Source organism: Pseudoalteromonas sp. MMG012 (genome assembly GCF_018100875.1).
GTDB classification, from domain to species: Bacteria; Pseudomonadota; Gammaproteobacteria; order Enterobacterales; family Alteromonadaceae; genus Pseudoalteromonas; species Pseudoalteromonas aurantia.
In genome coordinates, this window is sequence record NZ_JAGJEF010000012.1 from 19,871 (window position 1) to 42,782 (window position 22,912).

Annotated in this window: 13 protein-coding genes; 9 read left to right on the forward strand and 4 right to left on the reverse strand. The window is 41.6% G+C overall.

Translation table 11 applies throughout. The features are described 5' to 3' along the window. Positions 1-74: 74 nt before the first annotated feature. The gene (locus J8L97_RS06305; protein WP_211048277.1) at positions 75-2,126 is read left to right on the forward strand and encodes a winged helix-turn-helix domain-containing protein; all 2,052 of its coding nucleotides are present in this window, start codon (positions 75-77) and stop codon (positions 2,124-2,126) included. 130 nt (positions 2,127-2,256) lie between these two features. Here the strand turns inward: J8L97_RS06305 and ftnA are convergent, their stop codons facing one another. Next, the gene (gene ftnA, locus J8L97_RS06310) at positions 2,257-2,784 is read right to left on the reverse strand and encodes a non-heme ferritin (protein WP_192506953.1); all 528 of its coding nucleotides are present in this window, start codon (positions 2,782-2,784) and stop codon (positions 2,257-2,259) included. Between the two features lie 697 nt (positions 2,785-3,481). Here ftnA and J8L97_RS06315 point away from each other — a divergent pair. Both J8L97_RS06315 and J8L97_RS06320 read left to right on the forward strand, forming a co-directional pair. Continuing rightward, a complete protein-coding gene (locus J8L97_RS06315) occupies positions 3,482-5,140 on the forward strand; it encodes an EAL domain-containing protein (RefSeq protein WP_247688554.1) in 1,659 nt (552 codons plus the stop codon). A 175-nt stretch (positions 5,141-5,315) separates the two neighbouring features. After that, entirely contained in the window at positions 5,316-5,738 is a 423-nt protein-coding gene (locus J8L97_RS06320) for a GNAT family N-acetyltransferase (protein WP_210996162.1), read from the forward strand. A gap of 76 nt (positions 5,739-5,814) precedes the next feature. Here the strand turns inward: J8L97_RS06320 and J8L97_RS06325 are convergent, their stop codons facing one another. Continuing rightward, positions 5,815-7,434: an alpha-glucosidase gene (locus J8L97_RS06325; RefSeq protein WP_211048278.1), complete on the reverse strand. Its 1,620-nt coding sequence runs from the start codon at positions 7,432-7,434 to the stop codon at positions 5,815-5,817. Positions 7,435-8,092: 658 nt separating this feature from the next. Here J8L97_RS06325 and J8L97_RS06330 point away from each other — a divergent pair. From J8L97_RS06330 to J8L97_RS06355, 6 genes are all read left to right on the forward strand, one after another. Beyond that, the gene (locus J8L97_RS06330; protein WP_211048279.1) at positions 8,093-10,885 is read left to right on the forward strand and encodes a TonB-dependent receptor; all 2,793 of its coding nucleotides are present in this window, start codon (positions 8,093-8,095) and stop codon (positions 10,883-10,885) included. 123 nt (positions 10,886-11,008) lie between these two features. Further along, positions 11,009-12,511: a tryptophan halogenase family protein gene (locus J8L97_RS06335; RefSeq protein WP_211048280.1), complete on the forward strand. Its 1,503-nt coding sequence runs from the start codon at positions 11,009-11,011 to the stop codon at positions 12,509-12,511. A 12-nt stretch (positions 12,512-12,523) separates the two neighbouring features. Next, the gene (locus J8L97_RS06340) at positions 12,524-14,383 is read left to right on the forward strand and encodes a glycoside hydrolase family 13 protein (protein WP_211048281.1); all 1,860 of its coding nucleotides are present in this window, start codon (positions 12,524-12,526) and stop codon (positions 14,381-14,383) included. Between the two features lie 90 nt (positions 14,384-14,473). Continuing rightward, on the forward strand, positions 14,474-16,372 hold the full coding sequence (locus tag J8L97_RS06345; RefSeq protein ID WP_211048282.1) for an alpha-amylase family glycosyl hydrolase: 1,899 nt from the start codon (positions 14,474-14,476) through the stop codon (positions 16,370-16,372). Between the two features lie 2 nt (positions 16,373-16,374). Further along, entirely contained in the window at positions 16,375-17,868 is a 1,494-nt protein-coding gene (locus J8L97_RS06350) for an MFS transporter (protein WP_211048283.1), read from the forward strand. Between the two features lie 9 nt (positions 17,869-17,877). After that, on the forward strand, positions 17,878-20,319 hold the full coding sequence (locus tag J8L97_RS06355; RefSeq protein WP_211048284.1) for a glycoside hydrolase family 15 protein: 2,442 nt from the start codon (positions 17,878-17,880) through the stop codon (positions 20,317-20,319). A gap of 51 nt (positions 20,320-20,370) precedes the next feature. Here the strand turns inward: J8L97_RS06355 and J8L97_RS06360 are convergent, their stop codons facing one another. Both J8L97_RS06360 and J8L97_RS06365 read right to left on the reverse strand, forming a co-directional pair. Beyond that, a complete protein-coding gene (locus tag J8L97_RS06360; RefSeq protein WP_211048285.1) occupies positions 20,371-21,738 on the reverse strand; it encodes a hypothetical protein in 1,368 nt (455 codons plus the stop codon). Between the two features lie 8 nt (positions 21,739-21,746). Next, positions 21,747-22,478 (reverse strand): hypothetical protein, encoded by a 732-nt coding sequence (locus J8L97_RS06365; protein ID WP_211048286.1) that lies wholly within the window; start codon positions 22,476-22,478, stop codon positions 21,747-21,749. Positions 22,479-22,912 lie beyond the last annotated feature (434 nt).

Sequence of the window (22,912 nt, forward strand, 5' to 3'; positions counted from 1 at the left end):
CGATGAATGAGTTAATAAGTTTGTATTAAGAAAGCGTTAAGAGATAAATAACTAAAAATAACAAAGAGATGGTGATGGACTTACAAGCAATAAAACCGTGTAAACGTTTGTATATCAATGAGTGTTTGATAGATCCAAACACAGGCGAAGTGATGGTTAACGGGCATTCATATATATTAGAGCCAAAAGTCATGGCATTGCTACTGATATTGGCTGAAAGGCCACACTATGTCTTTTCGGCTGAATACCTGTTTGAACGAGTTTGGCCTCGTTCGGTTTATAGCCCTAATTCAGTGAGACGCAACATAGCCTTATTAAGGCAAGCGCTGTCTGATAATGATAAAAGTGTAATTAAAACACATCCTAAGCGCGGTTATAGCCTAGCGGCTGATGTTCAGAAAGAACAACCAGTACAAAAACAGGTAAAGAATAAACAAGCAGGTGCCAACGTGGCAATTTTAACTGCTGCTGGGCTTTGTTGTGTGTGTTTATGTGTGTGGTTGTATGACAGTGTAATGTCAAAACCAACAATTCAGTTGTCAAATTTGTCCCCAGTTACAGCAAGCGACGAAAGTGAACGTTACATGCAGGTAGGCGCTGAGGGTCGATTTATGGCTTATATCCAAAATGGCCAAAGCAGCTCACAGCGGCGATTGTTAATGAAAGACCTGATTACGAAACAAAGCTGGCAATTGAGTGAAGAAATGCACGAGTATACTTACCTTGCTTGGGATACTAACAACCACGCCGTGGTTTATTCTTATAATTCACCACAAGGGGTTACATTTGGCCGGGTGTTACTTAATAGTCAAACGAAGCCAGTCAGTAATGAAGTTTTGTTTGCTCGCAGAGATATTCGTTGGAATAGCTTGTTTCATATTGATAATAAGCAAAACTTATATTATTTAGCCAATTTTAATGCTTCTGAACATAGCCGTAATGTAAGTTTATATCAGCACAATTTGATATCAGGAAAGATTATTGAATTATTAGCACCGCGTGACGACTTTAAGCCTTACAAACTGGCACTATCTCCTGATCACCAGCGGCTAGCACTGATTGGTTTTGACGAACAATCTATATCAGAAGTACAGTTATACAAGATAAAAACGCATCAGATATCAGAGCTTACTAAAATTGATCACAATTGGCATTTTATGACTTGGTTGGCTGATCAAGACGTGTTGCTGCTGAGTAACGGGAGCCAGGTAAAATTATTGACTCTCACGGGTAAGGTCAGTGATCTTAATTTTAAAAGCTATAATTTTTTGATTTATCCTCAGGGGGTTAAAAATAAGCTGTATTTTATTGAAGGCCAGTCAGATCAAGATATTTTAACAAGTCAACTCGACGTATTAGTGACACCAAAAAAAATAATTGATTCGAATACTGTCGATAAAGGGGCAGCTTTTTCACCGAGTGAACAATATATGGCGTATGTTTCAATGAAAAGTGGTGTTCCCCAATTATTCGTCCAAGATATTGCGAGCGGCAGAGAACGGTTAGTATTTGAAAATAGTGACAAGGCATTGTCGTTAGCTTCACCGGTATGGGACCATGACAGCAAGCGCTTCGCAAGTGCCGTAAACAACATGCCATTTATTGTGCATTTACAAGAAAGCACATTCACAATTGAATTTATTCCAGATGTGATAGGCTTACCTAAAGCATGGGTGAGACTGTCAAATGCTTTATTATTTATAGATAAGAAAACCCACTCCGATAGAATCGTCAAAGTAGATTTAGACACACAGCAAAATACGGTGGTGATCGGGTCGGTGTTACCAAGTAACGTACTTTTAGATAATCAAGATCGCATCTTGAGTGCAGCGGGAGGTCGCATTACTGTATTCGGGTCTGATCATACCTTGTTGACTGCACCGAGTGCGATTACACAAATATATCCAACACCAGCGGGTTTTTATTATCGCTACGACTACAACATGAAACCTGAAATTGGCTTTTATTCATTTGAGCGCGGAGAAATAGAGCTCAGCGACAAGTTTCGAGCTTTTTGTCATGATTATTGTGGGCAAATCACAAGTTTTAGTAACAACTATATATTGCTGAGTAAAAAAGCGTGGGTATCAGATATTTTGTCGCTTGATATTACGACGAACATATAGAAAATCCATATATTGAGTGGGTAAATCGAAGCTACTTCGATATAAACTCAATAATACTGAGATCCTCAAAGGGCTGCTAATGCTTTTTTAAGGTAGCGATGACTTGCTACCTTAATTAGCCGATTTGGTATTACTGGGCGCCACTTTCCATGATCGACGTACTACCCGTCTTGGCGAGTTCAGCAAGATCTTTGTCGATCCAGAATAACGATTTGCCATCTTCACCAACCAACTCAAGTTTGTCTAAAATGCCTTTAAACAGTTTCTCTTCTTCATGCTGCTCTGCAACATACCACTGCAAAAAGTTAAATGTTGAATAATCATGAGTTGTAAAAGCGACGTGTGTTAACGCATTGATACGTTTTGTGATCAAACATTCATGTTCATAGGTGTTACGGAAAATGTCCCCTAGAGATTCGAAATGGTGAGGAGGGGCTTCAATGGCACCTAAAATAGGCAATGCACCCGTTTCACTTACATAGGTGAAAAGGCGATTCATGTGCTCCATTTCTTCAACCGCATGTTTTCTTAAAAACTCAGCCGCACCTTCAAAACCACGATCTTCACACCATGCACTCATTTGTAAATAAAGGTTTGAAGAATAAAATTCTAGGTTAATCTGTTCGTTTAACTTTTCTACCATTTCTGGGGCTAGCATATGGGAAACTCCTCAAAAAAATTATGCATGCATTGTTCTTTAATACGTATTCAAATACAAGCAGAACAGCGTGAAATTCGAAGAAAAATAACAATTTAAGTTACGAGAAGGGGGATTTATGCATTAAGCAAAAAACGTAATCACTCTCATTAAAACTCCTTTGCCATATTACGGCTTTAATTGATGGTAGAGGTACAATTTGAAGTGAAAATGCGAATGATTATTTCAGTTTAATGCCTTTGCAAAGGTATTTTTTGTCATTTGCGGTACGAGCACATTTTTTACACAAATAATGACTAGGCGAGACAATATCGGTTAATTGAGTGAGCTTGCTCTCGATTTCTTTTCTTTTCCATTCACATAGCGTTTTACTCATACAACCTACCAAAAACCATTAAATACAAATTAGCATTATTATCATCTCGTTATTAATGGGGTTTTTACCTTAAATATATAAAGAATACTAGTTATTTCTATGCTGTCTGATAGACTTTTATGGTAAAGAAAGTCGCGTAAATAGCTGTTCGTTATAGGCGTGTTGAATGCTGAATTTATATTGGGAACTATGATCTGCTTTTTGAAGCTTAGCGGTGTTCAATAATACCTTGCAGCAGTGCAATAAAAGTTGTAAAGCCATCGATTTGATATTTTATCAGTCATAAAAATGACTTGTTTGTAACTTATACTGGTGGCGTTTTTGAGATACTTCAGTGGAGATGTGACAGATATGCCAAAAACGGGGGGCCGCTCATTTAATAAGTTAATGACGAATGTTGTTTATGCTTGGCTAATGTGTAGTTGTGTTTTTGGGGTTATTGCATCGTTGCTTTATATTCAAAAACAGCACTCTTCGAAACAACATCTTCAGGATATCGTGCATAAAGTACAGTTTGAGCTGAACTCACAGATTCAAGCGGTAGACGAATTTTTACTTGAAGCAGAAAAAATTGATACGACTTGCACACCTGACACGCTAAAAATATTACGACAACACGTATTTAAAAACCCAGCTGTCAGTGAAATTGGTATTGTAAATTCAGCAGGCCTATTAGCATGCAACTCATTTGGCGTTGTCGCACCAGCGATTCAAACGACTGAGCCTGTTAAAGCGCTAGGCCTTAGGTATCATGGCCCCATAATTAGTGATTACTTAGAAATGTCAGCGTTTGTGTTGGCAAGAACACGAAAAGATGGATACGAAGTCAATGTACTGATGCCCTCAACCTGGCTGAGAGGATCGCTCAATTTAGCACAGTATTCACAGTTTGATTTTGTCGCTTTGGTTGATGCTAAAACCGGTGTACCCATTATTTTACATGGTTTGTATAGCCTACCTTTAAATAAAAAACTATTTCCGCTAAATCATATGTATACGGGGTCAGAAAAGTTTGATGATGGTGCAGAAAAGTATTTCATGACAACGCCATTGTCTGCACTACCTGAATTAGCACTCATTGTGAGTAGTAATACCGTGCAGTTTGACGATTTAAATCCACAGTTATTGAGCATGTTTATTTTACTCTATGTGGCAATGTGGTTGTGTGTCTGCGTTTTGTTGAATTACTATGATAAACGACAACTGGGATTAAAGCAGCAGCTTAAGCGAGCTTTGCTAAAAAAGGAGTTGTTTAATGTTTACCAGCCTTTAATTGACGCTATGAGCGACCGAATTATTGGTGTTGAAGTATTGATCCGCTGGCAACATCCCGTTGAAGGGGAGCTAAGTCCTGCGTTATTTATTCCTGAAGCAGAGCGAAGTGGTGCGATTGTAGACATTTCCATCGCGCAAATTAAGCAGGCTATCATTGAGTTAAGGCCTATTTTAGCCGCGCAACCTAAGTTTAAAGTATCTTTTAATGTAAATGGACGTTTACTGACGGACTCGAGGTATTTAGAGGTGCTGCGACAAGCCTGTCGCGATATTAGTACTTTAACTATAGAGCTGACTGAAAGAGACGTTCTTTCACAAGAACGAGTAAAGAAAATACTTGAGATGATAAAAGGGTGGGGCGTTGAAATTGCGATTGACGACTTTGGCACCGGCTATAGTGGTTTACACTATCTACAGAGCTTTTCAATTGATTTACTTAAAATAGATCAGAGCTTTGTGGCTTCAATAGGGTTAGATAACTTGCAGTCACCAGTACTAAACGCCATGATTGACATGGCTGGTAATCTAAACAAAAAATTGATTGCCGAAGGGGTGGAAACCAATACACAAGCCCAATACCTCCTTGCTCATGGCGTTACGATTCATCAGGGGTGGTTTTATGCTAAGGCACAGAACATAGCGCGCCTTAGAGAGATAATATTAAAGCAAACATTAGCATGGCAAACGCAGAGTAAAGCGGGCTAATTATGGGCTCTATTCATTCGTAACGCGAAGATGAAAAGAATAGACTGCTATTGTCATATCAAATTGGTTTTAAACTGATCATCGTCGCTCATGTAATACAATCAGTACTTAACAACTGTTTATCTATACAGTTTCATTGTGTATCCTACTTATTGAAAATAAGAGGGTTTATATAATGGCAATAATATTTGAAGAAAAAGTACCAGAGCCTGAAGAGTTCTGCGCTTTACGTGTGACAGCCGGGTTGTCAGCAAAATCATTAGAGGCTGCGACAATAGGATTACCTAATTCCTTATATGGCATATCAATTAGAGAAGATTCAGTTCTGATAGGGATGGGCCGGGTGGTAGGTGATGGTGCTTGTAACTTTGAGGTGGTGGATATCGCCGTCGACCCAAGATATCAAGGGCAAGGGTTAGGTCGAAAAGTCATGAGTTATATCGATGCATATTTATCATCGGTTGTATTGACCGGCTCTTATGTATCCATGATAGCAGATGAACCCACTTTTTATGAAAAGTTAGGGTATAGGTTGGTGTCTCCCGCAAGTCAGGGAATGACCAAGAAATTCAGTTTGAAAGGTGTAGAAGTAGACTAAGGGCTTTATGCTGTAGTGTGATATAAATACAAGGTGCGCTAAGGCACCTTGTATTTAAATATGGTAGGAAAGTTGATTAAATATTTGCGAAAAAACAGCCAAAACGAGGCAGTGAGAGTTCACCATTTCCATATTGTCCTGTATTGTGAGGCAGTTCATCATGGATGTAAGGCGTGTTGAGTGTTAACTTAAGTGAATGGGTCGCATCACTTAAGTTAAATACACACAATGTGCTTTCATCTTGATTGTGGCGATAAAATGCTAATATCGGCTCAGGGGTGTGTATAAACTCAATACTACCAAGCAATAGCGTCGGCATTGTTTTTCGCCATGCCATAAAATGACTAAACATGTGTAATGTTGAATTGGGCTGCGCTAATTGTTGCTCAACTGAGAATTTGCGATGTTCTGCTGCGATAGGCAACCAAGGTGCTTGTGTACTAAATCCGGCAAACTCAGTGGTATCTTGCCAGGGCATCGGTGTGCGACATCCGTCACGGCCTTTGAAGTTAGGCCAAAAAGTAATGCCATAGGGGTCCTGTAAGTCGGAAAAAGCCACATTAGCTTCGCCAAGTCCTAACTCCTCTCCTTGATAAACACAGACACTGCCTCGCAGAGATGCCAGCAGCGCTGATAGCATAGCTGCTTGTTGAGGGTCTGTGTTATCACTGTGATGCCAGCGACTAGCAACACGTTCTACATCATGATTGCTAAATGCCCAACAGGGCCAACCTTGGGTCATTTCTTGTTCAAGCTTAGACACCGTCTCACGAATATATGCGGCACTATAATCATTTGTAAGCAGCTCAAAGCTATAGCCCATATGCAATTTATTACCATCTGAGGTGTACTCAGCCATGGTTTTGAGTGAATCTTCAGAGGAGATCTCTCCTAAACTAACAGCACCGGGGTAGCGGTCAAGTAGTTGACGGATCTCTTGCATGAATGCCAAATTTTCAGGTTGTGTATTGTTGAAGTGATGATATTGAAATGCATAAGGGTTGTCTTCACTAAAGCCCCGACCTTGACGCAATTCTTTTGGTTTGGCAGGATTATCTCTGAGCTGGGTATCATGATAACAAAAGTTAATGGCATCAAGTCGAAACCCATCAACCCCTTTTTTTAGCCAAAACTCAACATTGTCTAACACTGCTTGTCTAACGTCTGGGTTATGGAAATTTAAGTCGGGTTGTTCGGTTAAAAAGTTGTGCAAGTAATACTGACAACGTCTTGGTTCCCATTGCCATGCCGAACCGCCAAAAATAGATAACCAATTATTAGGGGCACTGCCATCTGCTTTTGCATCGGCCCATACGTACCAATCTGCTTTGGTGTTGAGATTATTTTCACGACTTTGTATAAACCACTCATGTTCATTTGAGGTATGGCTGAGTACTTGGTCAATAATGATTTTGATATCGCGTTGATGTGCTTGAGCGATTAAAGTATCAAAATCATCTAGGCTACCGAACATCGGATCAATATCGCAATAGTCGCTAATGTCGTATCCAAAGTCTTTCATAGGAGACTTAAAAAAAGGGGATATCCAAATGGCATCAACGCCTAAGGATTTGACATAATCGAGTTTATTAATGATCCCTTGTAAATCACCAATTCCATCATTATTTGTATCTTGGAAACTACGAGGGTAAATCTGATAAATAACCGCGCCTTTCCACCATTCATTTTGAGCCATGCACTTTCTCCAAATTTGTGCTCGATACGACTTACTCAGGTTTTACTCATTAAAAGCAATGTGAGTGTTGTGCAATATTGGCTCAAAGCATACGTGATGCGAGAAAAGCTGTAAAAAGGTTGCATACGTATGCAGCAAAAATAACGAATTCTCTCAGGACGAAAAAGGTGCATATTGTGACGAGTGCCAATTTGTTAGGGAAGTTTACCAATTAGTTACCTAGGTTATCGCCTAGTTTTATAAGTACTGATATAGCGAAGAAGTAGAACAATATTTTGGTAATACCAATTAACAAAATCAATTGGTATCAGTTGTTCGTGTTTGCTTTTAGGTGAAAAGTATGACGTTTTGTGTGGTTTAACGTTAAGTTTTTTGTAAAAATGAGGAAAATAGCTGTGATAATATAGTAAGGCGTGCAATATGTATTATGTCTATATAATACATTGGCTTAGCTGTGTTTTATGTGATGGAAATGTAAACATGTTACGGGAGTGCTCCCTTTGAATACGTATGCATAAAGTTGTTTATGAAATTAAGAGAGCGCTACTATTCATCCTGACAACAAAAGAAGTTAGAGATAAGTCTGTTTGACAATAACCAAACATCTATCACGACATATACTCTGGCAATAAAAATTGGGTAATTGGGATAAAACACTATGTCTATGTTCAAACCAAGTATGTTAACGCTGGCTCTTATTGGAGCGGGGGTTGTTTCTCATACTGCTTATGCAGCGCAAGAAAAGAAAATCGATTCAGATAAAAAAGTCGAAATTATCGAAGTTAAAGGCTTTAGAGCAAGTGTAATTGAATCTATCAATACCAAACGCTTCTCTTCAGAAGTTGTTGAATCAATTTCAGCTGAAGACATAGGGAAATTACCAGATTCATCTATTGCAGAGTCAATAGCACGATTACCAGGATTAACAGCACAGCGTCTTGATGGCCGTGCGAGTAAAGTAAGCATTCGCGGTTTTGGTGAGAATGAAAGTGCGACCACGTTTAATGGCCGTGAACAAGTGTCAATTTCAGATAACCGTGGTGTTGAATTTGATTTGTATCCATCAGAGATCATGAGTGGCGTAACCGTATACAAAACGCCGAGTGCACGCTTAGAGGCTGAAGGAATAGCAGGCGTTATAGATATGCAAACGGTTAAGCCGTTAAGCGTTGATGAACGAGTTATACAGGTTAATGGTCAGTATGAGCAAACCAGTTTTGAAAAGCTAAACCCAGACGGTAACGATGATGGATTTAGAGGGACGGTATCCTACATAGACAAATTTGCAGACGATACGATTGGGGTGGCCGTTGCGTTATCTACGATGACTTCGCCAAATCAGGAAAAACGTTGGAATGCATGGGGTTACCCTGAATTTGAAGGTGCGGACGGTAAAAATTATTCTATTTTAGGCGGAGCAAAGCCTTTTGTACGTTCATCGACCCTTGAACGTGATTCTGCCATGTTTGTACTTGAAGCGGCACCGAGCGATAAATTGTCGATGGTATTTGATGCGCTCTATGTTGACTACAAAGATGAAAAAATCCTCAGAGGTATTGAGATCCCATTTGCATGGGGGCAAGGCTCAATTCCTGCGTCAAGTGCTACTATTGATACCAATTCAGGCTTTGTTAATAGTGCCGTGACACAAGGTCAGCGAGTGGTTGTTCGTAACGATTATGAAGATCGAGACGCGGAACTGAACTCATTTGGCTTTAATGCGAAATACGACGTTAGTGAAACACTGTCATTTGAGTTTGATGCAAGCCACTCGAGTGTTGAACGTAAAGTTTGGAGCTTAGAAAGCTATTCAGGTACTGGACGAGGAGATGATAGAGGCGTTGCAGACAACCTAGGTTATACATTTTCAGGCAGCAATACTGGGGCGCAATTTTCACACCAGTTAGATTATGGTGATTATAACTTAATTCAAATAGGTGGCCCGTTGTCATGGGGTTGGAGTTCAGCTCTGAACGAAAAATATGGTGTTGTAGGCACTGAATACGAAAATCAACTGCAAGATGGTTTTATTAATGCGCCAACGGTTGATGATGAATTGAATGCGTTGAAATTTGCCGCTAAGCAAGCGCTGGAAAATGACTATATCAATAGTGTAGAGTTTGGTATCTCACGTCGAGAGCGAGAGAAAACAAAAGTATCTGAAGGCTATTTTATGACTTCAGGAGAATTTTCTTACCCCAATAACCCTGGCATGATGTCTGTACCAGAGGAGTATCGATTAGGTACTGCCAATTTAGACTTTATTGGTATGGGTAATATGATTGCGTATGACTCACGTCGTATGGTTGCTGATGGCAAATTTGATTTACTCGCAGAAAGCTTAACCAATCCGAGCCATGCAACGAAGTCTTGGTCTGTGGAGGAAGAAGTAACTGCTGCTTATATTCAAGCCAATATAGATGCCGAAGTTGCAGGGTTACCTCTAACAGGAAACGCTGGCTTGCGCTATGTCAAGACAAAACAAACGGGGAAAGGTAATGCCTTTAACAGTGTCGATGGTAAGGTGGTGACGTCACCAACCATGGTTGAGCATGATTATTCTCATTTATTACCAAGCTTAAATTTGTCATTGGCACTTGATGAAACACAAACGATTCGCTTTGGTGTGGCAAAAACGATTTCTCGACCGCGTTTGGATGAAATGAACGCGTCGGTTAATGCCAAATATAACCAAAGACCCGATGAAAATGGAAACTATTGGGAAGTCAGTGGGGGTAATCCCACACTTGAGCCGAAAGAATCGGTGGGTTTGGATTTAACCTATGAGAACTACTTTAGTGCTGAAGGTTATTTCTCTGTTGCCGTATTCCAAAAAGATTTAAAGCAGTGGATATTTGACGGAACATACGAAATAGACATGACAGGGGTAGTAGATCCTATCTCAGGAGAGTTACCGCCAAACTCAACGGGTAGTGGTTCAGGTAAGGTCAATGGTGGTGGCGGAGATTTATGGGGCTATGAACTGGCCTTAACGTTACCATTTAACCTTTTCCATGACAGCCTTGAGGGTTTTGGTTTGATGGCAAGTCATACGAGTGTTAAGTCTGATATTGATGACCAAAATGGGAATGAATATGATCTGCCGGGTCTATCGGACCGCATACAAAGCTTCACACTTTACTATGAAAACCACGGTTTCCAAGCAAGAACAAGTATGCGTAAACGCAGTGATTTTAAAGGCGACGTATATGGACTAGGCTTTGATACTGTTCAAGTTGATATTTTAGGTGAAACGATTTGGGATGCGCAGTTAGGCTACGATTTTGCTGAAGGCGGATTCGACGAGTTGGCTGGGTTGTCGGTTAGTATACAAGTACAGAATATTACTGAAGAACCATTTACAGCGCTCTCTGGTGACAATGCATTACAAGTACGTGACTACCAAGACTATGGCCGTACTTATTTAGTGGGCTTTAGCTACAAATTTTAATCAAGCATTAAATTGCAAATAGAGTGAAAGCCCTTGTTGTGTATGCAGCAAGGGCTTTTTAGTAAGCGTTTAGTTGGGCTGAGCATAAGGTATGGTAGACAAATCGTTTTGGAGTATAAGTTAATGGAGAGTCAAACACGACAAACACTGACGATTGTGGGCGGTGGTACAGCAGGTTGGCTTACAGCGAGCTTATTTGCAAAAGTGATGGGTAAGCAACTTAATATTATCTTGATAGAGTCTGACAATATTGCATCCGTCGGCGTAGGCGAAGCAACCATCCCGCCTATTTTGCCATTTAATGGGGCGCTGGGTATTGATGAAAATACATTTATACAAGCCACGAAAGCGACCATTAAATTAGGGATCCAGTTTGAAGGCTGGAGCAAAACTAAACCCAGTTATATGCATGCGTTTGGCAATATCGGCAAGGATTTTCCATTTTGCGATTTCTATCATCATTGGTTAGCCGCTAAAGCGCTGGGAAATAAACATGATTTTTGGGATTTCTCCCTGAATTACCAAGCAGCGAAACAGCATAAATTTGCCAAATTACAAAACATACCGAATACACGACTAAAGGGCTTGTCGTATGCCTATCATTTCGATGCGCATTTATATGCACAGTTTTTAAGCCAGCATGCGCAAAGTATGGGGGTGACTCGAATTGAAGGTACGGTGGATTCAGTGGGTATCGCTACAGAAACTGGGTTTGTAGAGCAGTTAACATTAACTGATGGTCAGCAAGTGTCAGGAGACATATTTGTTGATTGTACCGGCATGCAGGCTTTGCTGATTGAGAAAACACTCAACTGTGGATTTGAAGATTGGTCTCACTGGTTGCCATGCGATAGAGCGATGGCGGTACAAAGTACGCATGATAGTGAAAAAATTGAACCCTTTACGCGTTCTACTGTGCACCGTGCTGGTTGGCAGTGGCGAATACCGTTACAGCACCGAGTGGGTAATGGCATTGTTTATTCAAGTAAACATATGAGTGATGAAAGCGCAAAAGCAACGTTGTTAGAAAACGTATCAGGAGAGGTATTAGGGAGCCCTAAAGTGATCCGTTTTCGGACAGGTAAGCGATTGACACCGTGGCATAAAAATGTGGTTGCCATAGGCCTTTCAAGTGGCTTTTTAGAGCCACTTGAATCGACCAGCATTCATTTAATTCAAACCGCAGCCGTGCGTTTATTGAAGCTTTTCCCCCAAGGCAACATAAATCAAAGCAGCGTTGAGCAGTTTAATCGTGAAACAGGACAAGAGCTTGAGCAAATTCGAGATTTTATTATCTTGCATTACAAGCTTAACGACCGAGCCGATAGTGACTTTTGGCGTTTGTGTTCAGGAATGGCGATTCCTGAGCGCTTAAAACACAGAATTGCGCTATTTAAAGAGTCGGGCGTATTACCTCACCAAGCTGATGCGCTATTTGCAGAAATGGCTTGGCAACAAGTGATGATAGGGCAAGGTCTGATACCCGAGCAACAACACCCACTGATAGATAGCTTGAGTGCTCAGCAACGAAATGAGTTGCTTGTTAATTTAAAAACGTTAATTGATGCAACGGTTGCATCACTGCCAACACATGATGCGTTTTTAGCATCATTACAAAAAGAATAAATTGAGGATCTCATGAAGCAACATTTGTTAGTTATCGCCAGTGTTTTGTTGGCATTGAGTTTTACAAGCCGTAATGTCCAGGCTTTGGTATTTGAGCCACAAAATTGGTGGACAGGGATGGCACATCAATCGTTACAGATATTAGTACGTGAACCTAATATTAAGCAGGCCAACTGGAAACTGATTCCATATCAAGGTGTGTCGCTGGTAGGGGTTAGTCGTGGGGACAGTAACAACTATGCATTTTTAAATGTTGAAGTCAGTCCGCAAGCACGTTCTGGTGAGCTGCACTTTACGTACCAATTAAAGGGTAAGTCGTATGAAGTTACGTATCCTTTATACCCGCGAGCTGACAACAGTGCACAGCGTAAAGGGTTTAGCAGTAAAGATGTTATTTACTTAATTAACCCAGATCGTTTTGCAAATGGCGACATAAAAAATGACACACTACTGGGAATGCGAGAGGCCGCTGATCCTCAAAGCCGTGGTGGTCGCCATGGCGGAGATTTACAGGGCATTATCGGCCATTTAGATTATTTACAGACGATGGGGTTTAGCCAGTTGTGGTTAACACCGGTACGTGAAAATGACATGCCAAGCTACTCTTACCATGGTTATGCAATCACGGACTTTTATCGTATAGATGAACGAATGGGCAGTACCGACGATTATATTGAGCTGAGTGTTCAAGCTCGACAAAAAGGCCTAGGGTTGATCATGGACATGGTATTAAATCACTCCGGTTCAGAGCATTGGTGGGTGGGTGACCCTCCGACCAACGATTGGTTGAACTTTGGCGGAAAATTTAGCTCAACAAGTCACGCAAGGCAGACGGTTCAAGACCCAAATGCCAGTGAGTATGATAAAAAGCAATTTACGGATGGCTGGTTTGTTCCAACCATGCCGGATTTAAATCAGCGCCAACCACTCTTAGCTAATTACTTGATCCAACATGCAATCTGGTGGATTGAAACAGCTAACTTAAGTGGTATTCGGGTCGATACTTACTCTTATTCAGATAAAGCGTTTTTAGTACAATGGACACGCAGAATAATGAATGAGTATCCTGAGTTTAACATTGTCGGTGAAGAGTGGTCAGCGGACCCAGCCATTGCATCTTATTGGCAAGCGGGCAAAGTAAATAGAGATGGTTATCGTTCGGCGTTACCGAGCGTGATGGATTTTTCATTACAAGAGGCATTGATAAAAGCACTGAATGAACCGGAATCTTGGAACACGGGGTGGGTGAGAGTGTATCAATCACTCGCGAATGATTTTTTATATGCAAATCCGAATAATTTACTAATTTTCGCCGACAACCACGATATGAGTCGTGTTTACACTGAACTTGGGCAAGATTTAGCGAAAACTAAGCTGGCAATAACCTTGTTACTCACAACGCGTGGCATCCCACAAATCTATTATGGTACTGAAGTGTTGTTAGATAACACAGGCTCAAATGATCACGGGGATATTCGTATTGATTTTCCTGGCGGATTTGCTGGGCAGACTCAAGATGCGAAAACACAGATAGGGCTTACTGAACGTCAAAAATCGATGCAAAACTATGTTCGTCAGTTACTTCAAATACGTAACAGTAATACGGTATTAGCCGAGGGGAAATTAATTCACTTTAGTCCATTTGACGGTATTTATAGCTATGCACGAAGCAACGCGACAGACACAATTTTGGTGTTGTTAAACAAACACGGTCGTGCTGTCACGGTTGACCCTGTGCGTTTTCAAGAAGTGACAAAAGGCAGTCACACTGGGCACGAGTTATTAACACAAAAGCCAATCAGGTTGAATGAAATGAGGAGCATACCGGCGCATTCAGCACAGTTAATACACATTAAGCATACTGATAAATGAATAGATGTGCTGAATACGTATGCAAGTGGTTCAATCTAGCGTACATGGCAATGTAGACTGCAATAGATGCTTAATAATAATGAAATAATTATGATAAGAAATAAATTTTTAAGTTTGCCGACACATTTAACTGTGGTATTCAGCTCGATGTTGGGCTGTTTAACATTGGCTGCTTGCTCGCAGCAACAGGCGCACGTTAAGCCAACACTGTTGCCTCAACAGGCTATACCCGTTAATTCACATATGCCAGAGAAACCTGTTGTCTATCAGGTATTCACACGCTTATTTGGCAATACCAATACTGCAAACATTCCTTGGGGCTCGGCCGCTGAGAATGGCGTAGGTAAATTCAATGACTTTACCCCAAAAGCGTTACAAGCAATTAAAACGCTGGGCGTCACGCATATGTGGTATACCGGAGTATTGCATCACGCAGTTGTATTACCAGAAAGTGTAAATGGCATAACAAGTGACGACCCAGACGTGGTAAAAGGTCGAGCCGGTTCACCTTATGCAATTAAAGATTATTACAATGTGAATCCTGACTTAGCACAAGATCCGCAGCATCGACTACAGGAGTTCTCACAGTTAATTACACGTACACATCAGGCGGGGATGAAAGTGGTTATCGATATTGTGCCAAACCATGTGGCACGTAATTACCACTCAATCTCTATGCCAGAAGGCGTGACTAACTTTGGCGAAAATGACGATACCAGTGTGACATATGCGCGGGATAATAATTTTTATTACGTCACAAATGAGGCATTCTCAGTGCCTCTCAGCTCAGAGTACCAGCCTCTTGGGGGACAAGCGCATGCATTAGCTGATGGTCAGTTTAATGAGTACCCTGCGAAGTGGACAGGTAACGGCGCACGCGCTGCACAACCAGATATCAATGATTGGTATGAAACCGTTAAAGTTAATTATGGCGTAAAACCTGATGGTAGCTATGATTTTCCGACTCTACCAGATGACTTTGCGCACAAAAGTACTGCTGAGCACTATGCGTTTTGGCAGCAACATCGCTTACCGAGCAGTTGGTATAAGTTTAGGGAGATCGTGTACTTTTGGTTAGAGCAAGGTGTTGATGGTTTCCGTTATGATATGGCTGAAATGGTGCCTGTTGAATTTTGGAGCTTTTTAAACTCCTCCATTAAAACCAAAAATCCGAATGCCTTTTTGTTAGCAGAGGTGTATAACCCAACTTTATACCGACCTTATATTCAACAAGGTAAAATGGATTACCTGTATGACAAAGTGGGTTTTTACGACAGCTTAAAGGCGCTGATGCAACAAACAGGCAGTGCGAAACAAGTGATATCAGCACATCGCAGTGTGCAAGATATAGCGCCCCATATGCTGCATTTTTTAGAAAACCATGATGAGCAACGCATAGCAAGTCCTGAATTTGTGGGCGATGCGGACATGGGAAAACCCGCTATGGTGGTATCGCATTTAATAAGCCAGTCGCCCAGTATGCTGTATTTTGGTCAAACTGTTGGTGAAGATGGCTCAGAAAATGCGGGCTTTGGTCAGCCAAGTAGAACCAGTATTTTTGATTATGTTGGCGTACCAGCACATCAAGCTTGGATGAACAATGGCGCGTTTGATGGGGGGATGTTGTCTGATGAGCAACGCGCGTTACGTCAATTCTATGAGATCTTGATGTCGTTAAATAAAGCACCTGCGGTTGCTCACGGACAGCTTGGGCAAGTGTCATTACAAACAGCTAGTGATACAGCGCGTCAACGTGTTATGGCGTTTACCCGAGAGCACGCACAACAGCAATTGCTGGTGGTCAGTAATTTTGATGCCAAGCAAAATCATACGGTGACAGTTAAGCTGCCAGTAAGTTGGCAAAGCCGAGAAGGTTTACCGGTGACAGATTTATTAAAAGCACATGCAAATAGTCAAGTTGATGCGACAGGGCATATTACAGTGACGTTAGCACCGCGTGAAAGCGTGGTTTACCAAAAAGAGGATTAGCCATGCAACAACAAAAACCCGATTTAAGTTTTTGGCAGATATGGAATATGTGTTTTGGATTTTTAGGGATCCAATTTGGTTTCGCACTGCAAAACGGCAATGTGAGTCGTATTTTTCAAACATTGGGCGCATCGGTTGATGAAATCCCTATTTTATGGGTTGCAGCGCCACTCACAGGATTGATCGTACAACCCATAATAGGTTATTGGAGTGATAAAACGTGGGGCAAACTGGGTCGGCGTAGACCTTTCTTTTTATATGGGGCAATACTTACTACCTTGTCGTTATTGGTAATGCCCAACTCGCCAACACTGTGGATTGCAGCTGGCGTGCTTTGGATCATGGATGCATCAATTAATGTCACTATGGAACCCTTTCGTGCTCTGGTAGGTGATAACTTAAATGAGAAGCAACGTGCTTCGGGTTATTCGATGCAAAGCTTTTTCATTGGTGTGGGCGCGGTGGTAGCTTCTGCGCTGCCGTGGATGATGACGAATTGGTTTGGCGTAAGCAATACGGCACCTGCAGGACAAATACCAGAGTCAGTTAAATACGCATTTTATTTTGGTGGCGCCATTTTATTTATTGCCGTTATGTGGACCATCCTGAAAACCAGAGAATATAGCCCTACTGAGTTAGCAAGGTTTGATACACCAGCCAAACAGCAATCAACTCAGAATTCGTCGCTAAAAGTCATTAACTTTGCTAAAGGTGCTTTAATTTTTGGGGTTATGGGTGGTGTTTTACTGTCATCGGTGGCGACGTTTGAATTAGAGAAAGAGCTGTACTTATTAGCTGGGCTATTACTGAGTTTTGCATTAGTGCAACTGATTGCGGGTGTATTACAAAACAAAAACCGGATCGCAGGTGGGTTTTATCAGGTTATTTATGATGTGTTTACAATGCCAAACACCATGCGTCAACTGGCAGTAGTGCAGTTTTTTAGTTGGTTTTCATTATTTGCAATGTGGATTTACACCACGTCTGCGGTAACCAGTTTTCATTACGGCACAACAGATACCACCAGCCAAGCATATAATAATGGTGCTGATTGGGTCGGGGTGTTATTTGCTGCCTACAATGGTTTTGCGGCATTGGCGGCGATATGTATTCCGATGATGGTTAAACGCATTGGCTTAAAAGGTGCGCATGCACTGAACTTAGTGTTGGGCGCGATTGCCTTAATCAGTTTTCTATTCATTACGGACCCGACCTTATTGTGGTTGCCTATGGTTGGGATTGGTTTTGCATGGGCTTCTATTTTGTCATTGCCTTATGCCATGTTAAGTAATTCGCTGCCGAGCCATAAAATGGGCGTATTTATGGGGATATTTAACTTTTTCATTGTCATCCCGCAATTACTTGCTGCCAGTATTTTGGGGCTTATCCTTCGACAACTTTTTGAAAATCAGCCTATTTATGCCTTGCTCATTGGCGGTGTGTCATTATTACTGGCTGCCGTATCAGTACTGCGTATAAAAACAACAATAGCTTAGAGGAATATCATGAAACAATTTAGCAAGCGTGCGATTGCCATCGTTACCAGTGCCATGTTGGCCGGTGGATTAGTGGGTTGCCAACACGCAGACAACCAACTGACGACGCAAAATGTAGCGCCAGGTGCGCCAGGTGATACCCCTTATTGGGCATACGCAGGCAAAACCGGCATTGGTACATCCTACGAAGCGTATTTAGACGGCCAATATAGTGATAGTGCGGCGACCACAGAGGTATCAAAAGTGTGGTTTTCTATTGCACAGGGGATGATCACTGAAACCATGTTTGGGTTAATTCATCAAGCGCAGCTTAAAGATATGCAGTTTATTGTCACCGGAATTGACAGCTCAGGTACGGCGTTTACGGTGCAAGAAAGTCATGTTGATGAACTGGATGTGTCGGTAGATTATTTATATAAAGATGCACAAGGGCGGCCGTTGTCATTGGCCTACAAAATTACCAGTGTCGATAAGCAAGGCCGCTTTACATTGGAAAAGCATGTATTTACAGACTCTGAAGGACAAAGCTTGTTTGTCAGAGGCATTATAAAAACGCATTTATCTAAGTTACATGCCTATGTGTCAGCCAACCCATACATCAATAATAATGGCGTGGGAGACAGCGCAAAAGTCACTGAGCACGGGCTGGTGGCGTTTGAAGGCGAACACTATCTAACACTGCAAGCTAAAAATGGGTTTCGTGCAGCATCAGTGGGTTTTACTGGGCAAAGTGATAATTTAAGAGCTCTGCAACAGCAGCAAAAAATGGCACAAACGTACACATCGACAGGCGCTCTCAGTGGCAATGTCAGTATGCTGGCAGATTTAGGGGCGGTAGAAAACACAGCGACCTTTGATTTGGTACTGAGCTTTGCTGATTCACAAACGGCCAGTGCTACACAGGCAAAACAGACGTTATCTAAAGGCTATCAAGCGGTATTAGATACATACAATGGTATGGGGAACGCTATTGGCTGGGAAGACTATATCGCCTCACTGTCACCCATAACGCGTTTGTCGAATTTTAGCGCAGATAAAGGCAAGCTCTTGTATACCAGTGCTTTGGTGTTAAAAGCACAAGAAGATAAAACCCATGCAGGTGCATTGATTGCATCGCTCTCGAACCCTTGGGGCGACACCGTGCCAGCCATTAAAGGGCACACTGGTTACAAAGCTGTATGGGTAAGAGACTTTTACCAAGTGGCCATGGCATTTATGGCTATGGGCGATGCAGATACGGCTAAAACGGCATTTGAATACTTAGAGAAAGTGCAAGTGAGTGCTCAAACACCGGGCAATCAAGGCGACATCGGGTGGTTTTTACAAAAAACCCATGTCGATGGCGTGCTAGAGTGGGTAGGGGTACAGTTAGATCAAACAGCAATGCCGATTATGCTGGCGTGGAAACTGCATCAAGCGAATGTACTCAGTGATGAAGAGTTACAATATTGGTATAAGAAAATGCTGAAACCGGCAGCCGAGTTTTTGGTGGAAGGAGGTAAGGCTAAAATCTTATGGAATGATACGCAAATTACGCCGCCTGCAACACAGCAAGAACGTTGGGAAGAGCAAAGTGGCTATTCACCTTCTACCACAGCAGCGATTATATCAGGCTTAGTCACTGCCTCTGATATCGCAAAACGCAGTGGTGATATGGCGGCTGCCCAGCGATATTTAGAGACGGCGCGTAAGTACGATATGCAAGTTGAGTCTTTAATGTTTACCCATGAAGGTGTGCTTGCAGAACAGGGCAATAGCCAAGCATCGGATGGACAGTACTTCTTCCGCATTGGGCAAGATTCAAACCCAAGCAGCAACAGCAAGATAAACACTAATAATGGCCGAGCTGGCATGAATAAAAAAGCCATTATTGATGGCGGATTTTTAGAATTAGTACGCTATGGTGTACGCTCAGCTGATGCACCCAGTATTGTAGCAACACTGCCTGAATATGATGACGAAACCATGATTGATGAACTCAGAGTAAAATACAGTTTTACCTTTGAAGGCGAGTCGGGCACGTATCCAGGTTATCGTCGCTATGGTAATGATGGTTACGGCGAAGACAAAATTAGCGGTACAAATTACGCGGAAAGTGGCAAAAACACCGCTGGTCAACGCGGTCGAGTTTGGCCATTTTTCACTGGTGAGCGTGGTCACTATGATATTGCGCTAGCAGTGCAAAATAATACGTTTAATACGAAAACAGCCGATAAAATAAAGCACACTTATGTCAAAGGCATGGAGCTATTTGCCAATGAAGGCATGATGCTGCCAGAACAAGTTTGGGACAACGTAGGGGTTAATCCGCACGGTTACAAATTTGGTGAAGGCACTAACTCTGCTACGCCATTAGCTTGGACACATGCAGAATACATCAAACTGGTGCGCTCGTTAGCAGATAAACAAGTGTGGGATCACTATCCGTTGGTCAGTGAGCAGCTAAAGTAGAGATTGTGATGGCGGTATGTGTTTATACCGCCATACATTATTTTTAATCGTTTACGGTATTAAACAATACTCACCCACTATGGTGGCATTTTGGTTTGCACACGCTTTGGTAAATCTAGGTGTATATGTTTTACCACATTGATTATAGTTTACGATTGAAAATCCATCGCCACAGTAGTACTTTTCTGAGTACTCTAGTCCTCGCTGACAATGTACTTTACCATCACTGTTCGTATTACAAGTATATGCATATTCTTTCAAATTACGTTCAGTAATTGAATCTTTCGGTAAGTCAACGTCACAACGCCATTGACCATTTGTATTGCTCATAACTGCAGGTTTGCGGCAATAATATAGGCCATTATGGGCACTATATGTATTACTGGTGCTAGCTTGCGGACAGGCTAGGCCGTAAGTTTGATTCGAACCATCGGCACACTTAAAATAAGCACGTTGTGTTTTGACGCACTTGTTGCCAACCTGTTCTGTGCCAGATTGTGAATGGCATCCTTGATCATTGTTACGGTTCATGTCTTGTGTTGCTAATATAAGCTGTTGCCCACTAAGTGCAATATCTGTTTGTGGTAACATCGCTTTGTTAGCTGACCAGTCACCAATATATATTTGCGACGCGCTGCCATCTGGGTTCGGCCCCGTAGCTAAACCTCGGCTCCATAGTAAGTCGATGCCGCTTGTTCCGTCAGCGTGATGAACTGCTCTGACATTGTTGTCACTGTAACCTGGATCTTTATAGTTATCGGTATAAATAGGTGATTGCCAGTTACCTAATTCACCATTAGGATTATTCAATAAAGCAATACGTTCTCCGCCGGCAAAGCCATCCTTGAGTGAGGCAATGGGCACTGCAATTTTAACACTGTTACCAGCTATTTTAATGGCGCCAGACGAATAGTTATGATCTATCTTGGGCCAACCAGATAACATTGCGCCATTACTCTCATTAGCAAATCGGTTTGTTACTCTTTCTTCAAGCCATTGTGAGTCAGATAAAGAAAAGCGACTGGTGTACACGTCTTGATCAGCAATGAATTTACTCGGGTGAGGGCCATATGTAGTACTGCTATTACCTGCAACAAGTAGCTCTGCGCGATCCAGCTTCCCTTGATTATCGACTCTAAAATCAAGATCTTTCAGGTAAACTCGGTGGCATACCGTGGAGTAACTATTCGTTTGTTCACTACACCATGACTCGGTTGAATGGTTGTTTTCTATGCTTTGATACTCTTTCACTTCAAAGCGTTTAAGTTCAGCTGTTTCATTAATTGAGTCGTTTTCGGAGAGTATCAGCTCGTTATTATGGTTGTACCACGTGTCACCATCGTTGGTGTACATAAAATATAAATTTGTTCTGTTATCTGAAGGGGAGTATTGCTTTGGATTACTGTCTCGTAGATGCACATTAAATGCTATTGCGACAGAACCATTGTTTTCTTTACTGACATTGTAGTGGCCTTTAGCAAAGTAATGGCTTTGTGGCGTAGAATTCGGGTAGCTTTTTTTGTTAAAGCAATTAACTCTCTTGGAGTCGTAAACTTGACGGTATCACTGCCTTGCGGTGTGATCCAAGACGTGTATGTAGCACGGATATAGTTAGGGTCGCCCGCTATCCAATTGTTATTGTTTTGCGAATTATGTACACCAACATAACGAGTATGAACCATTAAAAACTTTTTCTTTGATTCAATCCACCATACTTGAGGGTAGGTGAATCCGAGGTAGTTATTTTCACGATGTTGACAAGTTTTTGTAAGGCCTGTTTCGCAAAAGTCTTTTTGTTGAAACTTATCGGAATAAACGATTTTAAAGCCACCTTCTAATGGTAGACCAGAAGGGTCGTTAATTGCGCGGTTACTTCTATATATTAAGCCACCTCGTACGCGGCCTCGCCCTGAAACAAATACATATAAGTGACCTTGGTCGTCTATATTAATCACCGCATTATCATGTCCATCGCCCGTACCTTTTACGTGGACGGTCACCGGGGCTGAGACTTTACCTGTGTTGTTATCGAATGACGCAACCATGACCGCTAGGCTAGAATAAGCGACCATGCGGCTATGTGGTTGCTGATGTTCTGGATACAGTTCGGAAGAACCATTAATGACAAAGTAAGTTTTACTCCCTTTTTTTACCGCCATAGGGGCTGATTTGACGCCTCCCGTAGTTGAAGGACCTGCAAATTTTAAGTTGGTAAAGTTAGCGTCATCCCAAGCTATCCCATACCATGACCCCGTGAATTTTCTGGTGCTTTGCCAAGTGATATTTTTGTCAAAAGGATCGATTTTTTGTCCATCAGGGTGTGTGCCTTGGTAATAATTGTATCGATCAAAGCGACCATCGATAATATTGATATTGCCATTTACGAAGTCGCGAATTGATTCATTTGCATAAACAAAAGAGTGCGAACAAAGAAATATTAAGGTGGTAAAACTCAGCTTGAAAAAAAAGCATGGTGTTTTTCATTCAAATATCCTGTTTTCATTGTTATTTTTCAATTAATGGTACAGTTCGGTTGTATTAAAAGTAAACAGCAGTTTTGTAAGCAAGTATTTTAAAATCAGGGGGAAGCAAG